This is a genomic window from Pigmentiphaga sp. MLSB6-MA01 (assembly GCF_058793475.1).
Window position 1 is genome coordinate 94,564 of record NZ_JBXAFV010000014.1, and the last position, 17,817, is coordinate 112,380.

At 68.4% G+C, this 17,817-nt stretch carries 15 protein-coding genes and 1 tRNA gene; 11 read left to right on the forward strand and 5 right to left on the reverse strand.

Annotation, left to right across the window (positions count from 1 at the left end; all coding sequences use genetic code 11):
• Window positions 1-17: 17 nt before the first annotated feature.
• The gene (locus AC1Q6E_RS21555) at window positions 18-1,457 is read right to left on the reverse strand and encodes an alkaline phosphatase (protein ID WP_296556923.1); all 1,440 of its coding nucleotides are present in this window, start codon (window positions 1,455-1,457) and stop codon (window positions 18-20) included.
• Window positions 1,458-1,668: 211 nt separating this feature from the next.
• On the opposite strand from AC1Q6E_RS21555, the gene AC1Q6E_RS21560 reads away from it, so the two are divergent.
• Window positions 1,669-2,664, forward strand: coding sequence for a Bug family tripartite tricarboxylate transporter substrate binding protein (locus AC1Q6E_RS21560; RefSeq protein ID WP_152793848.1), 996 nt, complete (start codon window positions 1,669-1,671; stop codon window positions 2,662-2,664).
• A 139-nt stretch (window positions 2,665-2,803) separates the two neighbouring features.
• On the opposite strand, the gene AC1Q6E_RS21565 is transcribed toward AC1Q6E_RS21560, so the two are convergent.
• Window positions 2,804-4,537 (reverse strand): proline--tRNA ligase, encoded by a 1,734-nt coding sequence (locus AC1Q6E_RS21565; RefSeq protein WP_492573492.1) that lies wholly within the window; start codon window positions 4,535-4,537, stop codon window positions 2,804-2,806.
• A gap of 83 nt (window positions 4,538-4,620) precedes the next feature.
• On the opposite strand from AC1Q6E_RS21565, the gene AC1Q6E_RS21570 reads away from it, so the two are divergent.
• Both AC1Q6E_RS21570 and AC1Q6E_RS21575 read left to right on the forward strand, forming a co-directional pair.
• Complete coding sequence (locus AC1Q6E_RS21570; protein ID WP_152793850.1) at window positions 4,621-5,193, forward strand: RNA pyrophosphohydrolase; 573 nt, start codon at window positions 4,621-4,623, stop codon at window positions 5,191-5,193.
• A 71-nt stretch (window positions 5,194-5,264) separates the two neighbouring features.
• Window positions 5,265-5,882: a CNP1-like family protein gene (locus AC1Q6E_RS21575; protein WP_296556925.1), complete on the forward strand. Its 618-nt coding sequence runs from the start codon at window positions 5,265-5,267 to the stop codon at window positions 5,880-5,882.
• A gap of 83 nt (window positions 5,883-5,965) precedes the next feature.
• Here AC1Q6E_RS21575 and AC1Q6E_RS21580 read toward each other — a convergent pair.
• Together AC1Q6E_RS21580 and ispB are read right to left on the reverse strand one after the other, a co-directional pair.
• Window positions 5,966-6,042 (reverse strand) — tRNA-Pro (locus AC1Q6E_RS21580).
• 61 nt (window positions 6,043-6,103) lie between these two features.
• On the reverse strand, window positions 6,104-7,069 hold the full coding sequence (gene ispB / locus AC1Q6E_RS21585) for an octaprenyl diphosphate synthase (protein ID WP_152793852.1): 966 nt from the start codon (window positions 7,067-7,069) through the stop codon (window positions 6,104-6,106).
• 248 nt (window positions 7,070-7,317) lie between these two features.
• On the opposite strand from ispB, the gene rplU reads away from it, so the two are divergent.
• The 7 genes from rplU (at window position 7,318) to AC1Q6E_RS21620 (ending at window position 15,653) form a co-directional block, all read left to right on the forward strand.
• Entirely contained in the window at window positions 7,318-7,629 is a 312-nt protein-coding gene (rplU, locus tag AC1Q6E_RS21590) for a 50S ribosomal protein L21 (RefSeq protein WP_087841668.1), read from the forward strand.
• Between the two features lie 69 nt (window positions 7,630-7,698).
• Window positions 7,699-7,956, forward strand: a complete 258-nt coding sequence (gene rpmA, locus AC1Q6E_RS21595) for a 50S ribosomal protein L27 (protein ID WP_087841667.1) — start codon at window positions 7,699-7,701, stop codon at window positions 7,954-7,956.
• Between the two features lie 412 nt (window positions 7,957-8,368).
• The gene (obgE, locus tag AC1Q6E_RS21600) at window positions 8,369-9,580 is read left to right on the forward strand and encodes a GTPase ObgE (protein ID WP_492573493.1); all 1,212 of its coding nucleotides are present in this window, start codon (window positions 8,369-8,371) and stop codon (window positions 9,578-9,580) included.
• A 55-nt stretch (window positions 9,581-9,635) separates the two neighbouring features.
• Window positions 9,636-10,760 carry a glutamate 5-kinase gene (gene proB, locus AC1Q6E_RS21605; RefSeq protein ID WP_152793854.1) on the forward strand — a complete coding sequence of 375 codons (1,125 nt, stop codon included), beginning with the start codon at window positions 9,636-9,638 and terminating at the stop codon, window positions 10,758-10,760.
• A 196-nt stretch (window positions 10,761-10,956) separates the two neighbouring features.
• A complete protein-coding gene (locus tag AC1Q6E_RS21610) occupies window positions 10,957-12,351 on the forward strand; it encodes an MFS transporter (RefSeq protein ID WP_492573525.1) in 1,395 nt (464 codons plus the stop codon).
• Window positions 12,352-12,513: 162 nt separating this feature from the next.
• Entirely contained in the window at window positions 12,514-14,043 is a 1,530-nt protein-coding gene (gene glpK, locus AC1Q6E_RS21615; protein ID WP_152793856.1) for a glycerol kinase GlpK, read from the forward strand.
• Entirely contained in the window at window positions 14,043-15,653 is a 1,611-nt protein-coding gene (locus AC1Q6E_RS21620; RefSeq protein ID WP_492573494.1) for a glycerol-3-phosphate dehydrogenase/oxidase, read from the forward strand. Before glpK ends, AC1Q6E_RS21620 begins: the two co-directional genes overlap by 1 nt.
• Here the strand turns inward: AC1Q6E_RS21620 and AC1Q6E_RS21625 are convergent.
• Window positions 15,596-16,321 carry a TetR/AcrR family transcriptional regulator gene (locus AC1Q6E_RS21625; protein WP_492573495.1) on the reverse strand — a complete coding sequence of 242 codons (726 nt, stop codon included), beginning with the start codon at window positions 16,319-16,321 and terminating at the stop codon, window positions 15,596-15,598. The genes AC1Q6E_RS21620 and AC1Q6E_RS21625 overlap by 58 nt on opposite strands.
• A gap of 219 nt (window positions 16,322-16,540) precedes the next feature.
• Between AC1Q6E_RS21625 and AC1Q6E_RS21630 the strand changes: the two genes are divergently transcribed.
• Window positions 16,541-17,806, forward strand: coding sequence for an alpha/beta fold hydrolase (locus AC1Q6E_RS21630; protein ID WP_296556930.1), 1,266 nt, complete (start codon window positions 16,541-16,543; stop codon window positions 17,804-17,806).
• Window positions 17,807-17,817 lie beyond the last annotated feature (11 nt).

The following is a 17,817-nucleotide window of genomic DNA, read 5'->3' on the forward strand; positions in this document are numbered from 1 at the left end:
TGCGGATCCGTCGTCCATCAAAGCTCGACCGCCTTGCGGATCAGGCCGAATACGTCGGTATTCGTGATCACGCCCGAGAACTGGTCGGCGCCCAGGCCGGTGGCACCCAGGAATACGTCGGCGCCGCCGTGCGTTTCCGAATCGCTGGCCGGGTCCATCGGGATCACGGCTTCCTGCAGGTAGTTCTTGTCTTCCAGCGCGGTGTCGTCGATCGGGCCGCGGGCAGCCAGGCGCTTGGGACCGTTGCCGAAGCCGATGATGGTGTACGGGTTGCCGTCCACGTCCTTGCTCGGCGTGGCGGGGCCGACATAATTCTTGACCAGGCCCAGCACGCCGGGCTTGCCCGGCTCGGTCTTGCCGGTGCGCGCGGCGTAGCCGTTCATCTGCAGCGTGTGGTCGTGGTCGGCGGTAACGACGATCAGCGTGTTCTTCAGGCCCGGATCGGCCTTCTGCATCTTGTCCAGCGCCAGCTTGATGGCGTCGTCGAAGGCCACCGTGTCCTGCAGCGCGCGGCGCGCGTTGGTGGCGTGCAGGGCGTGGTCGATGCGGCCGCCTTCCACCATCAGGAAGAAGCCCTTCTTTTTCGCGGCCAGCGCGTCGATCGCCTTGCCGGTCATCTCGGCCAGGCTGGGTTCCTTGGAGGCATCGCGGTCCAGGTCATAGGCCATGTGGCCCTTCGTGAAGAGGCCGGCGATCCGGGTGCCGTCCACGGGCAGCTTGTCGAAGTCGGCCTTGTTCGCGGCGTAGCTGTACTTGGCCTTCAGCTCGGTGACGAGATTGCGCTTGTCGTTGCGCTTGCCGCCGTCTTCCTTGGGGACGAAGTAGTCCGTGCCGCCGCCGAAGATCACGTCCACGCCATCGCCCAGGCGGGCGTTGAAGCCGGCGCCGCCGGGCACCAGGGCCGCGGCGATGGTGTTTTCGGCATCGCGGTGGCAGACGTGGGAATAGGTGGCGGCGGGCGTCGCGTGCGTGATGCGGGTGGTGGTGACCACGCCCGTGCCGTAGCCCTTGGCCTTCATCAGTTCGAGCAGGGTGTCGACCGGAGCGCCGTTGCCGCTCGGGCAGGTGGCGTCGTAGTTCGTGTGGTACGGCTTGCCGCTGGCGTCGGCGGCCTTGGTGGCGGCGCTCATGGACACCACCTCGTTGTTCATCTTCACGCCCGTCATGTAGGCGGACATGGACGGCGCGCTGTCCGTCACCTGGGCGTCGTTCGAGTAGGTGTGGACGAACGCCGTTTCCGGCAGGGTGTCGATGGTCAGGCTGCCGTCTTCGCCGACCTTGTAGATGCGGGCGGCGGTCAGCGTCGTGATGCCCATGCCGTCGCCCAGGAAGAACAGGACGTTCTTGGGTGTCTGAACTACGGGCGGCGTCGTGCCGTTGTTGTCGTCATCGCTGGAACATGCCGTGACCAGGCAGGTCACGGCCAGAGCGCACAGAGTTGTCTTGGCGCGGATCATAGAGGTTCTCCCCAGTAACCAGCCGCGAAGTCTGGGGGGGGAACATTTCACCATGATGAAAGACGGTGGCCGGATTCCGATGCAGGCCTCGTGCCGCCGGGATTGTGAGCGCCCCTGTTTGTGGATACTATCAACTATATGGTTGACGTAATCAATCATATGCAGGCGCCCGCCAGTGGCGCCGATGACCGTATAGCCAAGGAGACGTTCAATGATCATTCTGGAAAAGGTGGGGCGCAGGGTCGGCGGGGTGTTCTGCGTGGTGGCCGCGGCGTGGGCCGGAGGGGATGTCCGGGCCGCCGAGCCGCCCGCGGCGGGATTTCCAGGACGTACGGTCCAGGTGATCGTGCCCTATCCGCCGGGCGGCCTGACCGACGGGCTGGTCAGGCAACTGGCGGCCGAGCTGGGCCAGGCATGGAAGCAGAGCGTGGTCGTCGAAAACCGGGGCGGTGGCGGCACGACCATCGGCACGGCGCAGGTGGCCCGCGCCCAGCCGGATGGCCACACCTTGCTGTTCACGAGTACGGGCCTGGTCACCAACCAGATCCTGATGAAGTCGCTGCCCTACGAGGCGGATGCCCTGTCGCCGGTGGCGATGGGCGGTACCGCGCCCAATGTGCTCTACGTGCGGCCGGGCCTGCCCGTCCAGTCGGTGGCCGAGCTGGTCGCCTATGCGAAGGCGCGGCCAGGCGAGGTGAAGTTCGCCTCGACCGGGAACGGCTCGAGCCCGCACCTCACCGCCGAGCTGCTCGCGTCCCGCGCGGGCATTTCCATTCTGCACGTGCCCTACAAGGGGGCGGGGCCGGCCCTGACCGATCTGCTGGCGGGCCATGTCGATGCGATGTTCCATTTCCCCGCTTCGCTGTCCCTGGCCAGGCAGGGCAAGCTGCGGGCGCTGGCGGTGGCCGCGGACGAGCGCCTGGCCGATGCGCCGGACCTGCCCACGGTGGTGCAGGCCGGCGTGCCGGGCGTGGTGTCGGGGAGCTGGTTCGGGTTCTTCGCGCCGTCCGCGACGCCGGCGGCGATCCAGGACAAGATCCATCGCGACGTGGCGCAGGCCTTGCAGGCGCCGGCGGTGCGGCGCTACATGCAGGAGTCGGGACTGGTGTCCCCGCCCATGTCGCGCGCCCAGTTTTCGGCATTCATCGCCCACGAGCGCGACAAATGGGCCGAGGTCGTCCGGACGCGCAACATCCGGCTGGAATAGCCGGGGTCGGTCGGCTTGGCGTCAACAGGCCTCTGGATGGCCAGGGATGCCAGGGGCGGCGTTCTTGACCCGTCCTTGGCGGGCGGAGCGGATCGCCCCGCCCGCCAAGGACTACGGCGGTGATGAATGGCGGCTCGAGTTAGGCCAGCCGGGCCAGCGTGGCGGCCAGCGCTTCGCCCACGGGGATCTTGGCGGCGGCCTCGTCGCGGCGTCCCTGCAGTTCGATCAGCCCGTCCTTCAGGCCGCGGTCGCCGATGGTGACGCGGACCGGCACGCCGATCAGTTCCCAGTCGGCGAACATCACGCCGGGGCGCTCGTCGCGGTCGTCCAGGATCGCGTCGACGCCTGCTTCCTTCAGGCCTTCGTAGAGCTTGGTCGCGGCCTCGCGCACGGCTTCGCTCTTGCCCCAGCCCACCGGGCAGACGACCACTTCGAACGGCGCCAGCGCGCGTGGCCAGATGATGCCGCGCCCGTCGTGGTGTTGCTCGATCGCGGCGCCCAGCAGGCGCGTGACGCCTATGCCGTAGCAGCCCATCTGCAGCAGCGCGGGTTTGCCGGTCTCGTCCAGGTAGGTGGCCTTGAGCGCCTCGGAATACTTGGTGCCCAGGAAGAACACGTGGCCGACTTCGATCCCGCGCTGGATCGCCAGCGGGCCGCTGCCATCGGGCGACGGGTCGCCGTCGACGACGTTGCGCAGGTCGGCCACCAGGTCGGGCTCGGGCAGGTCGCGTCCCCAGTTCACCCCCACGTAGTGGTGGTCGGCCTGGTTGGCGCCCGTGACGAAGTCGTGCAGATTGGCCACGGTGCGGTCGGCCACGACTTTGACGGGCTTGGCGGTGCCCACGGGTCCGATGAAGCCGGGCACGCAGCCGAAGTGCTCGACGATCTCGGCATCGGTGGCGAAGCGGTAGCCATGGTCCAGGCCGGGGATCTTGCTGGCCTTGATCTCGTTCAGTTCATGGTCGGCGCGCAGCAGCAGCAGCCAGATCTGGACCGGCTTGCCGGCCTCTTGCGGCTCGACCGCCAGCGCGAGGGATTTCACGTGGCTGGCCAGCGGCAGGCCCAGCAGCTCGGCCACGGCCTCGCACTTGGTGGCACCGGGAGTGGGGGTCTTCTCCAGCGCCCGGCCGGGCGCCGCGCGCCGGGCGACCAGGCAGGGCGCCTCGGCCAGCTCGATGTTGGCGGCGTACTGGGTGGAGGGGTTGTAGACGATGAGGTCCTCGCCGGTGTCGGCGATGACCTGGAATTCATGGCTGCGCGTGCCGCCGATGGAGCCGGTGTCGGCCGCCACGGCGCGGAAGGTCAGGCCCATGCGGGCGAAGATGCGCATGTACGCGTCGTACATGGCGTCGTAGCTCTTCTGGGCGCCGGCTTCGTCGCGGTCGAAGGAGTAGGCGTCCTTCATCGTGAACTCGCGGCCCCGCATGACGCCGAAGCGCGGCCGGCGCTCGTCGCGGAACTTGGTCTGGATGTGGTAGAAATTCTTGGGAAGCTGGCGCCAGCTGTGGATCTCGTTGCGGGCGATGTCGGTGATGACTTCCTCCGAGGTGGGCTGCAGCACGAAATCGCGGCCGTGGCGGTCTTTCATGCGCAGCAGCTCGGGACCGTACTGTTCCCAGCGGCCTGATTCCATCCACAGCTCGGCGGGCTGCACGACCGGCATCAGCAGCTCAAGCGCGCCGGCGCGGTTCATTTCCTCGCGGATGATGGCCTCGACCTTGCGGATGACCCGCAGGCCGATGGGCATGTAGCTGTAGATGCCGCCGGCCAGCTTGCGGATCATGCCCGCGCGGGTCATGAGCTGGTGGCTGACGATCTCGGCGTCGGACGGTGCTTCCTTGAGGGTGCCGATATGGAACTGCGATGCGCGCATTGCGGTGCTCACGTGGGTGGATACGAGTTTGGCCCCCTGGGCCTATAATTGACTCAATTGTATGAGAATCGCTGGGGTGGCTCATGCTGGATCGTGAAGGTTACCGTCCCAACGTCGGCATCATCCTCGTCAACCAGAAGAACGAGGTCTTCTGGGGCAAGCGCGTCAACGAACATTCCTGGCAGTTTCCGCAGGGCGGCATCAAGCATGGTGAAAGCCCTGTCCAGGCGATGTTCCGCGAGCTCCACGAAGAAGTGGGCCTGCGGCCCGAGCATGTCCGCATTTTGGGTAGAACACGCGACTGGTTGCGCTATAACGTGCCCGATCACTTCGTCAGGCGTGAATGGCGCGGGCACTACAAAGGGCAGAAGCAGATCTGGTTCCTGCTTCGCATGCAGGGACGCGACTGCGATGTCTGCCTGCGCGCCTCGTCGCATCCGGAATTCGACGCGTGGCGCTGGAGTTCCTATTGGGTCCCGCTGGAGTCGGTCATCGAATTCAAGCGCGACGTGTATACGCTGGCCTTGAACGAGCTTGCGGTCGTGCTCTTCCGCCGGAACCACGAGACCCGGTACCTGCGCCAGCACATCGGTTCGCACCGGCGCGGCCAGGGCGAACCACAGGCGTCCCTGTCCAGGGAAGCGCCCGAGGCCTGAACGCCCGCCGCGACCCTCGCTCCGGGCGTTCGGGTATCGTGTCGGGTGCAACCTGTATAGGGAAAACATTTATGCATAGTCAGTACGCCGGGATGCGCCCGGCGCGGCCCGTCCGCCGGGCCGTGCGTGCCGCCGCCTGGGCCGGCGCGGGATGCCTGGCCCTGTTTCTCGCCGCCTGCGGCAGCCAGCCGCGGGGCGAAGGCAACTACCTGCTGGACGACATCGATGCCCAGCGCACCCTGCCCGACGCGGGATGGGAAGCGCTGAAGGCGGAACTCCCGCCGGTGCCCACCGAGGCCGACGTGCTGCCGGTCGAAGGCCTGTCGCGCAACGAACGTTTCCGTTTCGGCGTGGATCCGCGCTCCATCCAGATCGCCCCGGGCCTGATCGTGCGCTATACGCTGCGTGCCGTGAGCGATATGGGGGCGGAGAACATTTCGTATGAGTCGGTCCGCTGTGGAACGCGGGAGTGGCGCACGGTGGCCCTGTACCGGCCGGGGGCCGGCTGGCAGCGCCCGGTGCACGACGAGTGGCGTCCGCTGCTGCCCAATACGATCCAGCATCTGCTGCGCAACGGCGTGCTCTGCTCGGGTGGCGGCCCGGCCGGCGCCAAGGCGTCGGACCTGGTCTATCGCGTGCGTCATTGGGACCGCTATGCCGACGCCATGGCGGGCCGCAATACGCAGTAGAGGTCCGCACCGGTACAAACAAAAACGCACAGCCAGGGCTGTGCGTTTTGCGTGCCTGGCTACAGGCTTGTCGACCAGATCAATGGTCGGGGCGAGAGGATTCGAACCTCCGACTCCTGCGTCCCGAACGCAGTACTCTACCAGGCTGAGCTACGCCCCGACTTGTCGGTCCGGCCTACCGGATACGGGCTGAACAACTTGCCCGGCAGGCCGTTTTTCTTTCAGCGATCTCGGTTGATCGCGAAAGCGCAGAATTCTAGCAGAGAATCGCGGAAAGCGGAAACGGGGTAGCTGGAAATCGCCGCGACCGCCGCATCGGCCTCGGCCTGGGCCCGGGCGCGGGTGTAATCCAGGGCGTCCGACTCCCGGATGGCGGCGGCGACCGCGGCGAAGTCGCCCTCGCCGTTTTCGATGGCGGTGCGTACCAGCGCCTGCTGTGCCGGCGTGCCGACGTCCAGCAGGCGGATCAGCGGCAGCGTGGGCTTGCCCTCGCGCAGATCGTCGCCCAGGTTCTTGCCCAGCGCCTCGGCCTCGCCGCTGTAGTCGAGCACGTCGTCGATCAATTGGAAGGCCGTGCCGGCGCGTCGGCCGTACTCCGCCGCCGCGGCCTCCTGCGCGGGCGAGGCGCCCGCCAGCACCGCGGCGAGCTGGGACGAGGCCTCGAACAGCCGGGCGGTCTTGTAGCGCACCACCTGCAGGTAGCGTTCCTCGGTCACCAGCGGGTCGTGCACGTTGAGCAGTTGCAGCACCTCGCCCTCGGCGATGACGTTGGTGGCGTCGGCCAGGATCTGCATGACGCGGACCGAGCCGGTCTCGACCATCATCTGGAACGAGCGGGAATGCAGGAAATCGCCCACCAGCACGCTGGCGGCGTTGCCGAAGACGGCATTGGCCGTGGCGCGGCCCCGCCGCAGCGCCGACTCGTCGACCACGTCGTCGTGCAGCAGCGTGGCCGTATGGATGAATTCCACGACCGCGGCCAGCAGGTGATGTTGCTGCCCCTCGTATCCCAGCGCCCGGGCGACCATCAGCAGCAGGGCGGGGCGCATCCTCTTGCCGCCCGCGCCGATGATGTAGTCGGCGATGGTGCGGATGAGCGGGACGTCGGAGTCGAGTCGTGCCCGGATGACGGCGTCGACGCGCTGCATGTCGTCGGCGATGGGGGCGAACAGGGTCGGCAGGCTCAAGAGGAATCCGTGGGTAGGCTGGCCGTTTCCGGCCAGATTTGCAACAAAAGCCGAGATGCAACAACCGGCGGCAGAGTGACAGGGCCCGCTTTCGGGCGGGGGCGCCCGAAAGCGCCGTGGCAACCAAATTATACCGGGGCTGTGCGCGGGGCGAGGGCGGGATTGACGTTCCGGCACAACTCCGGTTATAGTCTATGGTTCGACCCCCATTGGGGGTTGAAGCTTTGAACAACCCAAGAGGTCATCCCATGTACGCGGTCATAAAAACCGGCGGAAAGCAGTATCGCGTTGCCGCTGGCGAAAAACTGAAGATAGAACAGATACCGGCAGACATTGGGCAAGAGATCACGCTGGACCAGGTCCTGGCAGTGGGCGAAGGCGATCAACTCAAGATCGGCGCGCCTCTTCTGTCCGGTGCCGTGGTCACGGCCAAGGTTCTTGCACACGGTCGCCACGACAAGGTCCGCATTTTCAAGATGCGTCGGCGCAAGCACTACCAGAAGCGCCAAGGCCACCGTCAAAACTACACCGAAATCCAGATCGGCACCATTTCCGCCTGATCGGAGCCCGGCGCGGCCGGGCACCGGAATGTAGGCAAGAATCGGTAACGAACAAGCAGGAGTGCAAACATGGCACAGAAAAAGGGCGGCGGTTCCACACGGAACGGCCGCGACTCAGAAGCGAAACGCCTGGGCGTCAAGGCCTACGGCGGTGAGTTGATCCCGGCTGGCTCGATCATCGTGCGCCAGCGCGGCACCCGTTTCCACCCCGGCGTCAACGTCGGCGTGGGCAAGGACCACACCCTGTTCGCGCTGGTCGACGGCCGGGTGCAGTTCGCGGTCAAGGGCGCCCTGCGCAAGCATACCGTCTCGATCGATCCTGTGTAATAGATCCCCCCTACGCGCTGACGCGCGCCCGGCATGGTGAGCCCCCAGCCGCTACGCGGCAGCCCCCCGAGGGGGCCGGGGCCCGCCTTGGGGCGGCCCGGCGCCGGGCCCCGAGGGGCGGCACGGGCGGACTGGCGGAGCCAGATCCGCTGTGCCCCAGATATGGGCTCGGCTTCGTAGGGTAGGGTATGTGGTTGCGGGGCGCTTTGGCGCCCTGGAAAAAATAGTGCCGCTGCGCGATGTTACGCGTGGGGGCTTTTTTTTATGATCGCACTAGTATCAGTGCTTGTACGATCATTTCTCTTGAGTCTTTGAAACCCCGCCGCCGCACCTCCCGGGATGCGGTGGATCCGGCTTTGCCGGTCCACCCGCATCGCCCCCTGGGGGGCGCGCGAAGCGCGTAGGGGGGGGCATGAAATTCGTCGACGAAGCCACCATCGAAGTGATTGCCGGCAAGGGCGGCAATGGCGTGGCGAGCTTTCGCCGCGAGAAATTCATCCCCTTTGGCGGACCCGATGGCGGGGATGGCGGGCGGGGCGGCAGTGTGTACGCCGTGGCCGACCGCAACATCAATACGCTGATCGACTACCGTTACGCCCGCCTGCATCGCGCCCAGGGCGGCGAGCAGGGCAGCGGTTCCGACCGCTATGGCGCCGGCGGCAGCGACATCACGCTGCGCATGCCGGTAGGGACCATGGTGTACGACGCCGAGACCAACGAGCTGCTGTTCGACCTGGCCACGCATGGCCAGAAGGTCGTGCTGGCGGCCGGGGGCAACGGCGGCCTGGGCAACCTGCACTTCAAGTCCAGCACCAACCGCGCGCCTCGGCAGTTCACCCAGGGGCGCCCCGGCGAACAGCGCAAGCTGCGGCTGGAGTTGAAGGTGCTGGCCGACGTCGGCCTGCTGGGCATGCCCAATGCCGGCAAGTCCACGCTGATCCGCAAGCTGTCGAACGCCCGGCCCAAGGTGGCCGACTACCCGTTCACCACCTTGCATCCGAATCTGGGCGTGGTGCGCACCGACGCTGAACGCAGCTTCGTGATCGCCGACATTCCGGGGCTGATCGAGGGCGCGTCCGAGGGCGCCGGACTGGGGCACCAGTTCCTGCGCCACCTGTCGCGCACGCGCCTGCTGCTGCATCTGGTGGATGTGGCGCCGATGGATCCCACGGTGGATCCCGTGCGCGAGGCGCGCGCCATTGTCGAGGAACTGCGCCGCTATGATCCGGCCCTGTATGAGAAGCCGCGCTGGCTGGTGCTCAACAAGGTCGACATGGTGGACGATCCGCAGGGCCTGAAAGAGGCGTTCTGCCTGGAGTTCGGGTGGGACGGTCCGGTATTCTGCATTTCCGCGCTGGCTGGCGACGGTACCCAGGACCTGGCCTGGGCCGTTCAGAACTGGCTGGATGAGCAACGCGAGGCCGAACAGGCTTTCGACGAAGACCGGCGCTTCGTGGCCGCCCCGGAACCCGCGCCCAAGCCGGCGCTTCCCCGCCGCCGCTCCCCGCGCCGCGCGCCGGCCGATGGCGGCGATGCGGGAGCCCAGACGCCCGAGGATGCGCCTGACTCCGACGGTGGCGATGCCGGCGGGGAGGGGGGCGAGGGCGGTGGCGATGGCGATTGAATTCCACGATATCCTGCTGATCGATTCCTTGTCTTAATTCGCTTCTCGGCGTTCGATGAATAGCACTTCCGTGATCGCCGCCGCCCGGCGGCTCGTGATCAAAGTAGGCTCCTCGCTGGTCACCGACGAGGGCCGCGGCCTGGATCGGCGGGCGCTGCTGCGCTGGGCCGGACAGATCGCGTACCTGCGCGCACTGGGCAAGGAAGTCGTCCTGGTGTCCAGCGGCGCCATCGCGGAAGGCATGCTGCGCCTGGGCTGGGAAAAACGGCCCACCCTGGTGCCCGAACTGCAGGCGGCCGCGGCGGTGGGCCAGATGGGCCTGGCGCAGGCCTACGAAAGCGTGTTCGCCGAGCATGCGCTGCATACCGCGCAGATCCTGCTCACCCACGAAGACCTGTCGGACCGCACGCGCTACCTGAACGCGCGGTCGACGCTGTTCACGCTGCTGCGCCTGGGCGTCGTGCCCATCATCAACGAGAACGACACGGTGGTCACCGACGAGATCAAGTTCGGCGACAACGATACCCTGGGCGCGCTCGTGACCAATCTGATCGAGGCGGACGCGCTGATCATCCTGACGGACCAGGCGGGGCTGTACTCGGCCGATCCGCGCAGGAATCCCGACGCGAAGTTCGTATCCCACGCGCGCGCGGGCGATCCCGAGCTGGAGTCCATGGCCGGCGGCGCCGGCAGCAGCCTGGGCAAGGGCGGCATGCTGACCAAGATCCTGGCCGCCAAGCGGGCGGCGGGAAGCGGTGCGCATACGGTGATCGCGTCGGGCCGCGAGCCGGAGGTACTGGTGCGGCTGGCGGACGGGACCTGCATCGGCACCGAGCTGCGCGCTTCGCTGCCGCTGCTGTCGGCGCGCAAGCAGTGGATCGCCGATCATCTGCAACTGCGCGGCCGTGTCACGGTCGACGAAGGCGCGGCTTTGGCGCTGACCCGCGACCACAAGAGCCTGCTATCCATAGGCGTGACGGCGGTCGAGGGCGAGTTCGACCGCGGCGACGTCGTGGCCTGCGTGGATGCGTCCGGCAAGGAGCTGGCGCGCGGGCTCATCAATTATTCTTCCGGCGCCACCCGCCGCATCATGCGCCAGCCGTCGAGCCAGATCGAGGTGTTGCTGGGCAGCATGGAAGAACCCGAGCTCATGCACCGGGACAACATGGTCATCCGCTGACCGCGATTCCCGTATTTCGACGGCAACAATCGAGGCGAGGGGGCGATGTTCCGATGGACGTCGCCCCTTCTGTCCTGTTATTTTGTGTACGCTGTACACATTTGTCGTCTCCTTCCATTCCGCCATGTCGCGCGCCGGCGCGAGGAGTTCATCCGTGAATGTCGACCTCGACCGCCGCAAGCGTTGGCTGGCCTTGATGGTGCTGTGCCTGGGCGTGTTGATGATCGTGCTGGACACGACCATCGTCAACGTCGCGCTGCCCTCCATCCGCGACGACCTGAAGTTCTCCGAGACCGCCCTGGTCTGGGTGGTCAACGCCTACATGCTGACCTTCGGCGGCTTCCTGCTGCTGGGCGGGCGGCTGGGCGACCTGTACGGGCACCGGCGGCTGTTCGTCGCCGGCATCGCGCTGTTCACCCTGGCCTCGCTGGCCTGCGGGCTGGCCCAGTCCCAGGCCCTGCTGGTGGCGGCGCGGGCGGTGCAGGGCCTGGGCGGCGCGGTGGTCTCCGCGGTGGCGCTGTCGCTGATCATGACGCTGTTCCCCGGGCAGGAGGACCGTGCCAAGGCCATGGGGGTCTACGGCTTCGTCTGCGCGGGGGGCGGCAGCATAGGGGTGCTGCTGGGGGGGCTCCTGACCAGCGTGCTCAGCTGGCATTGGATTTTCCTGGTCAACCTGCCCATAGGCGCGGCCGTCTACGGCCTGTGCATGACGCTGCTGCCGGCGAAGGGCGGGCAGCCTGGCGAGCGGCTGGACTTGGCCGGCGCGGCGACGATCACCGCCTCGTTGATGCTGGCGGTGTATGCCGTGGTCAATGGCAATGAACGCGGCTGGACCTCGTTCCATACGCTGAGCATGCTGGGCGCCGCCGCCGTCCTGCTGGCGGCCTTCCTGGCCATCGAGGCCCGGGTGCGCGCGCCGCTGATGCCGCTGGGGCTGTTCCGGCTGCGCAACGTGGCCACGGCCAACGCGGCGGGCGTGCTGTGGGCCGCCGCCATGTTCGCCGCCTTCTTCATTTCCGCGCTGTACCTGCAGGTGGTGTTGGGCTACAGCCCGATGCAGGTGGGACTGGCCTTCCTGCCGGCCAACATCATCATGGCGGTGTTCTCGCTTGGCCTGTCGGCCCGGCTGGTGATGCGCTTCGGCATTCGCGCGCCCCTGGCCTGCGGGCTGGCGCTGGCATCGGTGGGGCTGGCGCTGTTCGCGCGGGCGCCGATCCAGGGCGAGTTCCTGATCGACGTGTTGCCGGCCATGTCGCTGCTGGGCCTGGGCGCGGGCATCGCGTTCAACCCCATGCTGCTGGCGGCCATGAACGACGTGGATCCCCGCGATGCCGGGCTGGCCTCGGGGGTGGTGAACACCTCGTTCATGATGGGCGGCGCGCTGGGCCTGGCCGTGCTGGCCAGCCTGGCGGCGGCGCGGACGAACGTCCTGCTGGGGCGGGGCGCCGCCGAGGCCGCCGCGCTGGGCGGTGGCTACCAGCTGGCCTTCGCCCTGGGGGCCGCCTGCGGCGCGGTGGCCGCGGTCCTGTGCGCGATGCTGCTGCGCCCGCCCGCGGCGCAGCGGGCGGCCGATTCGACGCCAGCGGCCTAGGTCCTGCCCGAAGGGGCCCACTCAAACGCATCCCTGACTGTGTTGCGAATGGCCGCCGGGGTCCGGCCGGGCCAGGTGCGCGCGGGCGGCGCTCGCGCTACCATCTGCCTGCGTCCTGGCCGACGCGTCCACGCAACGCAGGTTTCACCAGGTTTCCTCCGTATGCGCTACATCCTTTCGCTGGACCAGGGCACGACCAGTTCGCGGGCCCTGTTGATCGATCATGCCGGGCAGGTCGTCGCGGTCGCCCAGAAGGAGTTCCCCCAGTTGTTCCCCCGTCCGGGCTGGGTCGAGCACGACCCCGAGGACATCTGGGCGTCGCAGTTGGCCGTCGCCCGGGCCTGCCTGGCGCGGGCGCCCACGTCGCTCGTGGGCAATGGCTATTCGCGCGCCCCGGCCATCGCCATCGGCATCACGAACCAGCGCGAGACCACGGTGCTGTGGGATCGCATCACCGGCAAGCCGGTGGCCCACGCCATTGTCTGGCAGGATCGCCGCACGGCCGAGCGCTGCGACCAGTTGCGCCGGGAAGGTCTGGAGGCGCTGATCCAGCGCAAGACCGGGCTGGTGCTGGATGCCTATTTCTCCGCCACCAAGCTGCAATGGCTGCTGGACCACGTGCCGGGCGCCCGGCAGCGTGCGCGCAACGGCGAACTGGCGTTCGGCACCGTCGATGCCTGGCTGATCTGGAAGCTGACCAATGGCCGCGTGCACGCGACCGATGCCAGCAATGCCTCGCGCACGCTGCTGTTCGACATCCATCGCATGGCCTGGGACGAGGAACTGCTGGACCTGTTCGACATCCCGGCCAGCGTGCTGCCCGCCGTGGTGCCGTCGTGCGCGGTGCTGGGCGAGACCGACCCCGATCTGTTCGGCGCGGCGGTGCCGATCGCGGGCGTGGCGGGTGACCAGCAGGCGGCCACGTTCGGGCAGGCCTGCTTCGAGCCCGGCATGGTCAAGAACACCTATGGCACCGGCTGCTTCATGCTCATGAATACCGGCACCGTCCCGATGCCCAGCCACAACAAGCTGGTGGCCACGGTCGGCTGGCAGGGGCCGGCCGCGGCCGATCCCACCACGCGCACCGCCTATTGCCTGGAGGCGTCGGTGTTCATGGCGGGCGCCACCATCCAGTGGCTGCGCGACGGCCTGAAGATGATCGCCAGCGCGCCCGAGGTCGAGCCGCTGGCCGCCAGCGTGGCCGACTCGGGCGACGTTTACCTGGTGCCGGCCTTCACCGGGCTGGGCGCGCCCGATTGGGACGCCTATGCGCGCGGCACGCTGATCGGCCTGACGCGCGGTACGACCCGTGCCCACATCGCCCGCGCGGCGCTGGAGTCGATCGCGCTGCAGGCCACCGATGCGCTGACCGCGATGATGGGGGATTCCAGCCTGGCCATCCGGGAACTGCGGGTGGATGGCGGCGCCTGCGGCAACGACCTGTTGATGCAGATGCAGGCCGATTTCCTGGGCGTGCCCGTGGTGCGGCCCCAGGTCACCGAGACCACGGCCCTGGGCGCGGCCTATCTGGCGGGCCTGGCCACGGGGTTCTGGAGCGACGGGGCGGAGGTCGCCTCGCAGTGGGAACTGGACCGGCGCTTCGAACCCTCGATGCCCGAGCCCGCGCGCCGTGCCAAGGTCGAGCGCTGGCGCGAAGCCGTCGCGCGCGCCCGCGCCTGGGCCCGGCCCTGATGGCGTCCACGCAGGCCCCCCTGCCTACCGACCGCGCCGGACTGCTTGCCCGCCTGGCCGACGCCCGCGACTACGACGTGGCGGTGATAGGCGGCGGCGCCACCGGCCTGGGGGTTGCGCTGGATGCGGCCACCCGGGGCCTGCGCGTGGTGCTGGTGGAAGCCCACGACTTCGCCAAGGGCACCTCCTCGCGCGCGACCAAGCTCGTGCACGGAGGCGTGCGCTACCTGGAGCAGCGCAATTTCCCGCTGGTGCGCGAGGCCCTGCGCGAACGGCAGATCCTGCTGCGCAATGCGCCTCACCTGGCTCAGCCGCTGCCTTTCGTCGTGCCTGCCTACCGTTTCTGGGAAAGGCCTTACTACGGCGCGGGCCTGGTCCTGTATGACGTCCTGGCCGGCAAGGCGGGCCTGGGGCGCACGCGCTGGCTGGACGCGAGAGAGGTCGTGGCCCGGCAGCCCGGCTTGCGGACGCAGGGGCTGCGCGGCGGCATCGAGTACTGGGACGGCCAGTTCGACGACGCCCGGCTGGCGATCGCGCTGGCGCGTACCGCGGCGCGCGAGGGGGCGCTGCTGGTCAATCATTGCGCGGCGGTCGGCCTGATCCGCGAGCAGGGCAGGGTGGCCGGCGTGCGCTGCGAAGACCGCGAGACGGGCCGCTCGTATGCCCTGCGGGCGGCATGCGTGGTGAATGCCGCGGGCATCTGGGTCGACGCCGTGCGGCGTCTGGATGCCCGCGCGGAAGGTGCCGGGGAAACGATCCTGTTCAGCCAGGGCGCGCACGTCGTCGTGGCGCGCGATTTCCTGCCCGGGGACCGGGCGCTGCTGGTCCCCCGCACGCGCGACGGCAGGGTGTTGTTCGCGCTGCCGTGGATGGGCAAGACCGTCATTGGCACCACCGACACTCCGCGCCCCAGCCTGGAGCTGGAGCCGCGTCCGCTGGCCGAAGAGGTCGATTTCCTGCTGGGCGAGGCGGGGCGCTACCTGGCGCGCGCGCCGGGCGCGGAGGATGTCTCCAGCGCCTGGGCGGGCCTGCGCCCGCTGGTCCGGCCGCCCGGACCCGCCAGTACCAAGGATGTCAGCCGTGAACACATGGTGCACGTCGAGGCCGATGGGCTGGTCACCGTGGCGGGCGGCAAGTGGACGACGTATCGCGCGATGGCCCAGGATACGCTGGACACCTGCCTGGATGCCGGGCTGTTGACGTCCGCCGGCCGCTGCGTGACGGCGGATCATCCCCTGGTGGGCGCCGAGGCCGGCAGGCACCGCATCGGCGATGCCCCCGGGCTATGGGAGTATGGCAGCGAACAGGACGCCGTGTGTGCCCTGCCGGGCGCGGACCGCGAGCTGGGCGGAGGCCTGACCGAGGCGATGGTGCGTTTCGCCGCGCGCCACGAGTATGCGCGCACGGTCGAAGACGTGCTGGCCCGCCGCTCGCGCCTGCTGTTCCTGGACGCGCGTCAGGCGCGCGATCTGGCGGGCGAGGTCGGAAGGCTGCTGACCGAGGAGACCGGCGCCGATGCGGGCGCGGAGGCTTTCCGTGACCTGGCGGGCAGTTACTTGCGCTGGCCGGCCGGGGCTTCCTCGTCGGGCACCACCAGTTTTTCCAGGTAGGCCAGGTCCTCGCGCAGCAGCCGCAAGGATTCTTTCACGTCGGGCACCCGCGCCCGGCGCGACTCGTCGCGCCGCAGGGCATGGATGGCCATGTCGGCGATGGCCTCGGCCACTTCCTGCTGGCCGAGGCGTCCATTGGGCTTGAACCACCATGCCGTCCAGTTGCACATGCCGATCAGTCCGAAGGCCGCCACGTGGGGGTCGGCCATGCGGAAATGGCCGAGCTGGATGCCGCGCTCGATGATGCCGCTGAAATCCGCCAGCACGCTGCGGCGGGCCGTATGCATGGAAGCGCGCTGCCGCTGCGTGAGGTCCGATTCGTTACGGTCGGCCACGCGGAATTCGGCCGGGCGCGACAGGATGAGGTTGGCGTAGTCGGTGACCAGCTCCCGCAGGGCCTCGGCCGGATCGCGGTCCTGGCGGGAAACGGCGGCATTGGCCAGTTCCCGGGCCGAGGTCAGGATTTCCTCGGTCAGCGCCCGCAGGATCGCGTCCTTGTTCTTGAAGTAGTAGTAGACGGCGGTACGGCTCAGGCCCAGCGATTCGGCGATGTCCTGCATGCTGGTGCCGCCCGTGCCGCGTTCGATGAAGAGCTTGGCCGCGGCGTCCAGGATGGCGCCGCGCAGGACTTCCCCTTTCATCGTTGCCTTGGTGGGAAGCTCGTTCACGGATAGGGACTTTCCAGGATATGAGGCCGGAGCGGGTGCCGGCCCAGGAGCCGATTATGGCATGTCGAAACCCCGTCTTCCCAGGGAAAATGGGTATGTCCATGAACATTTTTGACACTGGTGTCTGAATTTCTACGCGTATTGACAGTTAAGTCAAAAAATAGTCGAATGTGACAAAAGACGGTTGCAGCAGCCGTCCGCGTCATCAGGAGACCCATCGTGAGCATCGGCGCCAACGCCCCCCAGCACGTCACCGCAGGCTTCTTGAACACCGACTGGAACCCCCGCGATCTTCCGGCCGGCGCCTCCACCCGCAACGTCGTCCTGCGCACCGACGACGATGCCGCCACCATCGGCTCGCTCTATCTGCCCGCAGGACCCCGGCCCCGCACCGTGGTGTGCGTGATGCACCCGCGGGAATTCATGGCCTGCCACTACCTCATCCCCGACATCGTCGGCGCCGGCTACGCCGCCTGGTCGCAGGGCGCGCGTTCGGTGGGCAACGACCTGCGCCTGGAGCACGAGACCGCGCTGCACGACGTGGCCGCCGGCCTTGCCTTCCTGCGCGGGCAGGGGTTCGACCACATCGTGCTGCTGGGCAACTCGGGCGGCGCCGGCCTGTACTCCTTCTATGTCCAGCAGTCGTCGCTGCTGGCCGCCGAGCGCATCGTCCGTACGCCGGGAGGCAAGCCTTCCGGCCTGGCCGGGCTGGCGATGCCCCAGGTCCAGGGATTGGTGCTGGTGGGACCGCATCCGGGGCAGGGCGCGCTGTTGATGAACTGCATCGATCCTTCGGTGCTGGATGAAGGCGACGCGCTGTCGGTCGATCCCACCCTGGATCCGCTGAATCCCGACAATGGCTACCGTCCCGGCGGGCAGGCGCGTTACGCGCCCGGATTCGTCGCGCGCTACCGGCAGGCCCAGCGCGCCCGCGTCGAGCGGCTGGACGCGCTGGCGCGCCAGTCGATCGCGCGGCGGCTGGACGCGCGCAAGGCGCTCAAGGGCCGCGAGGATGCCTCCCAGGCCGAGCGCCGCGTGGCCGCCCATACGCCGGTGATGACGGTCTGGCGCACCGATGCCGACCTGCGCTGCCTGGATCTCGGCCTGGATCCGTCGGATCGGCATCCTGGTTCGCTATGGGGCCGCGACCCCTATGCCTCGAACTACGGCGCCGTCGGCTTCGCGCGCTTCTGCACCCCCGAGAGCTGGCTGTCGACCTGGTCCGGCCTGTCGTCCAACGCCAGCCTGGCCGCCGCCGCGGGCGCCATCGCCCAGCCCACCCTGGTCATCGAATACACGGGCGACCAGGCCTGCTTCCCGGGCGACGTGCGTGCCATCCACGACGCCCTGGCCACCACCGACAAGCGCCATCTGCGGGTGCGCGGCGACCACCATGGCCGCGCGCTGGCCGAGGGCGAGGAGCCCGGGCGCCACGAGGCTGGCCGCCAACTGGCCGCCTGGCTGCGCGAGCGTTTCGCGCATTGACCATCATCCAT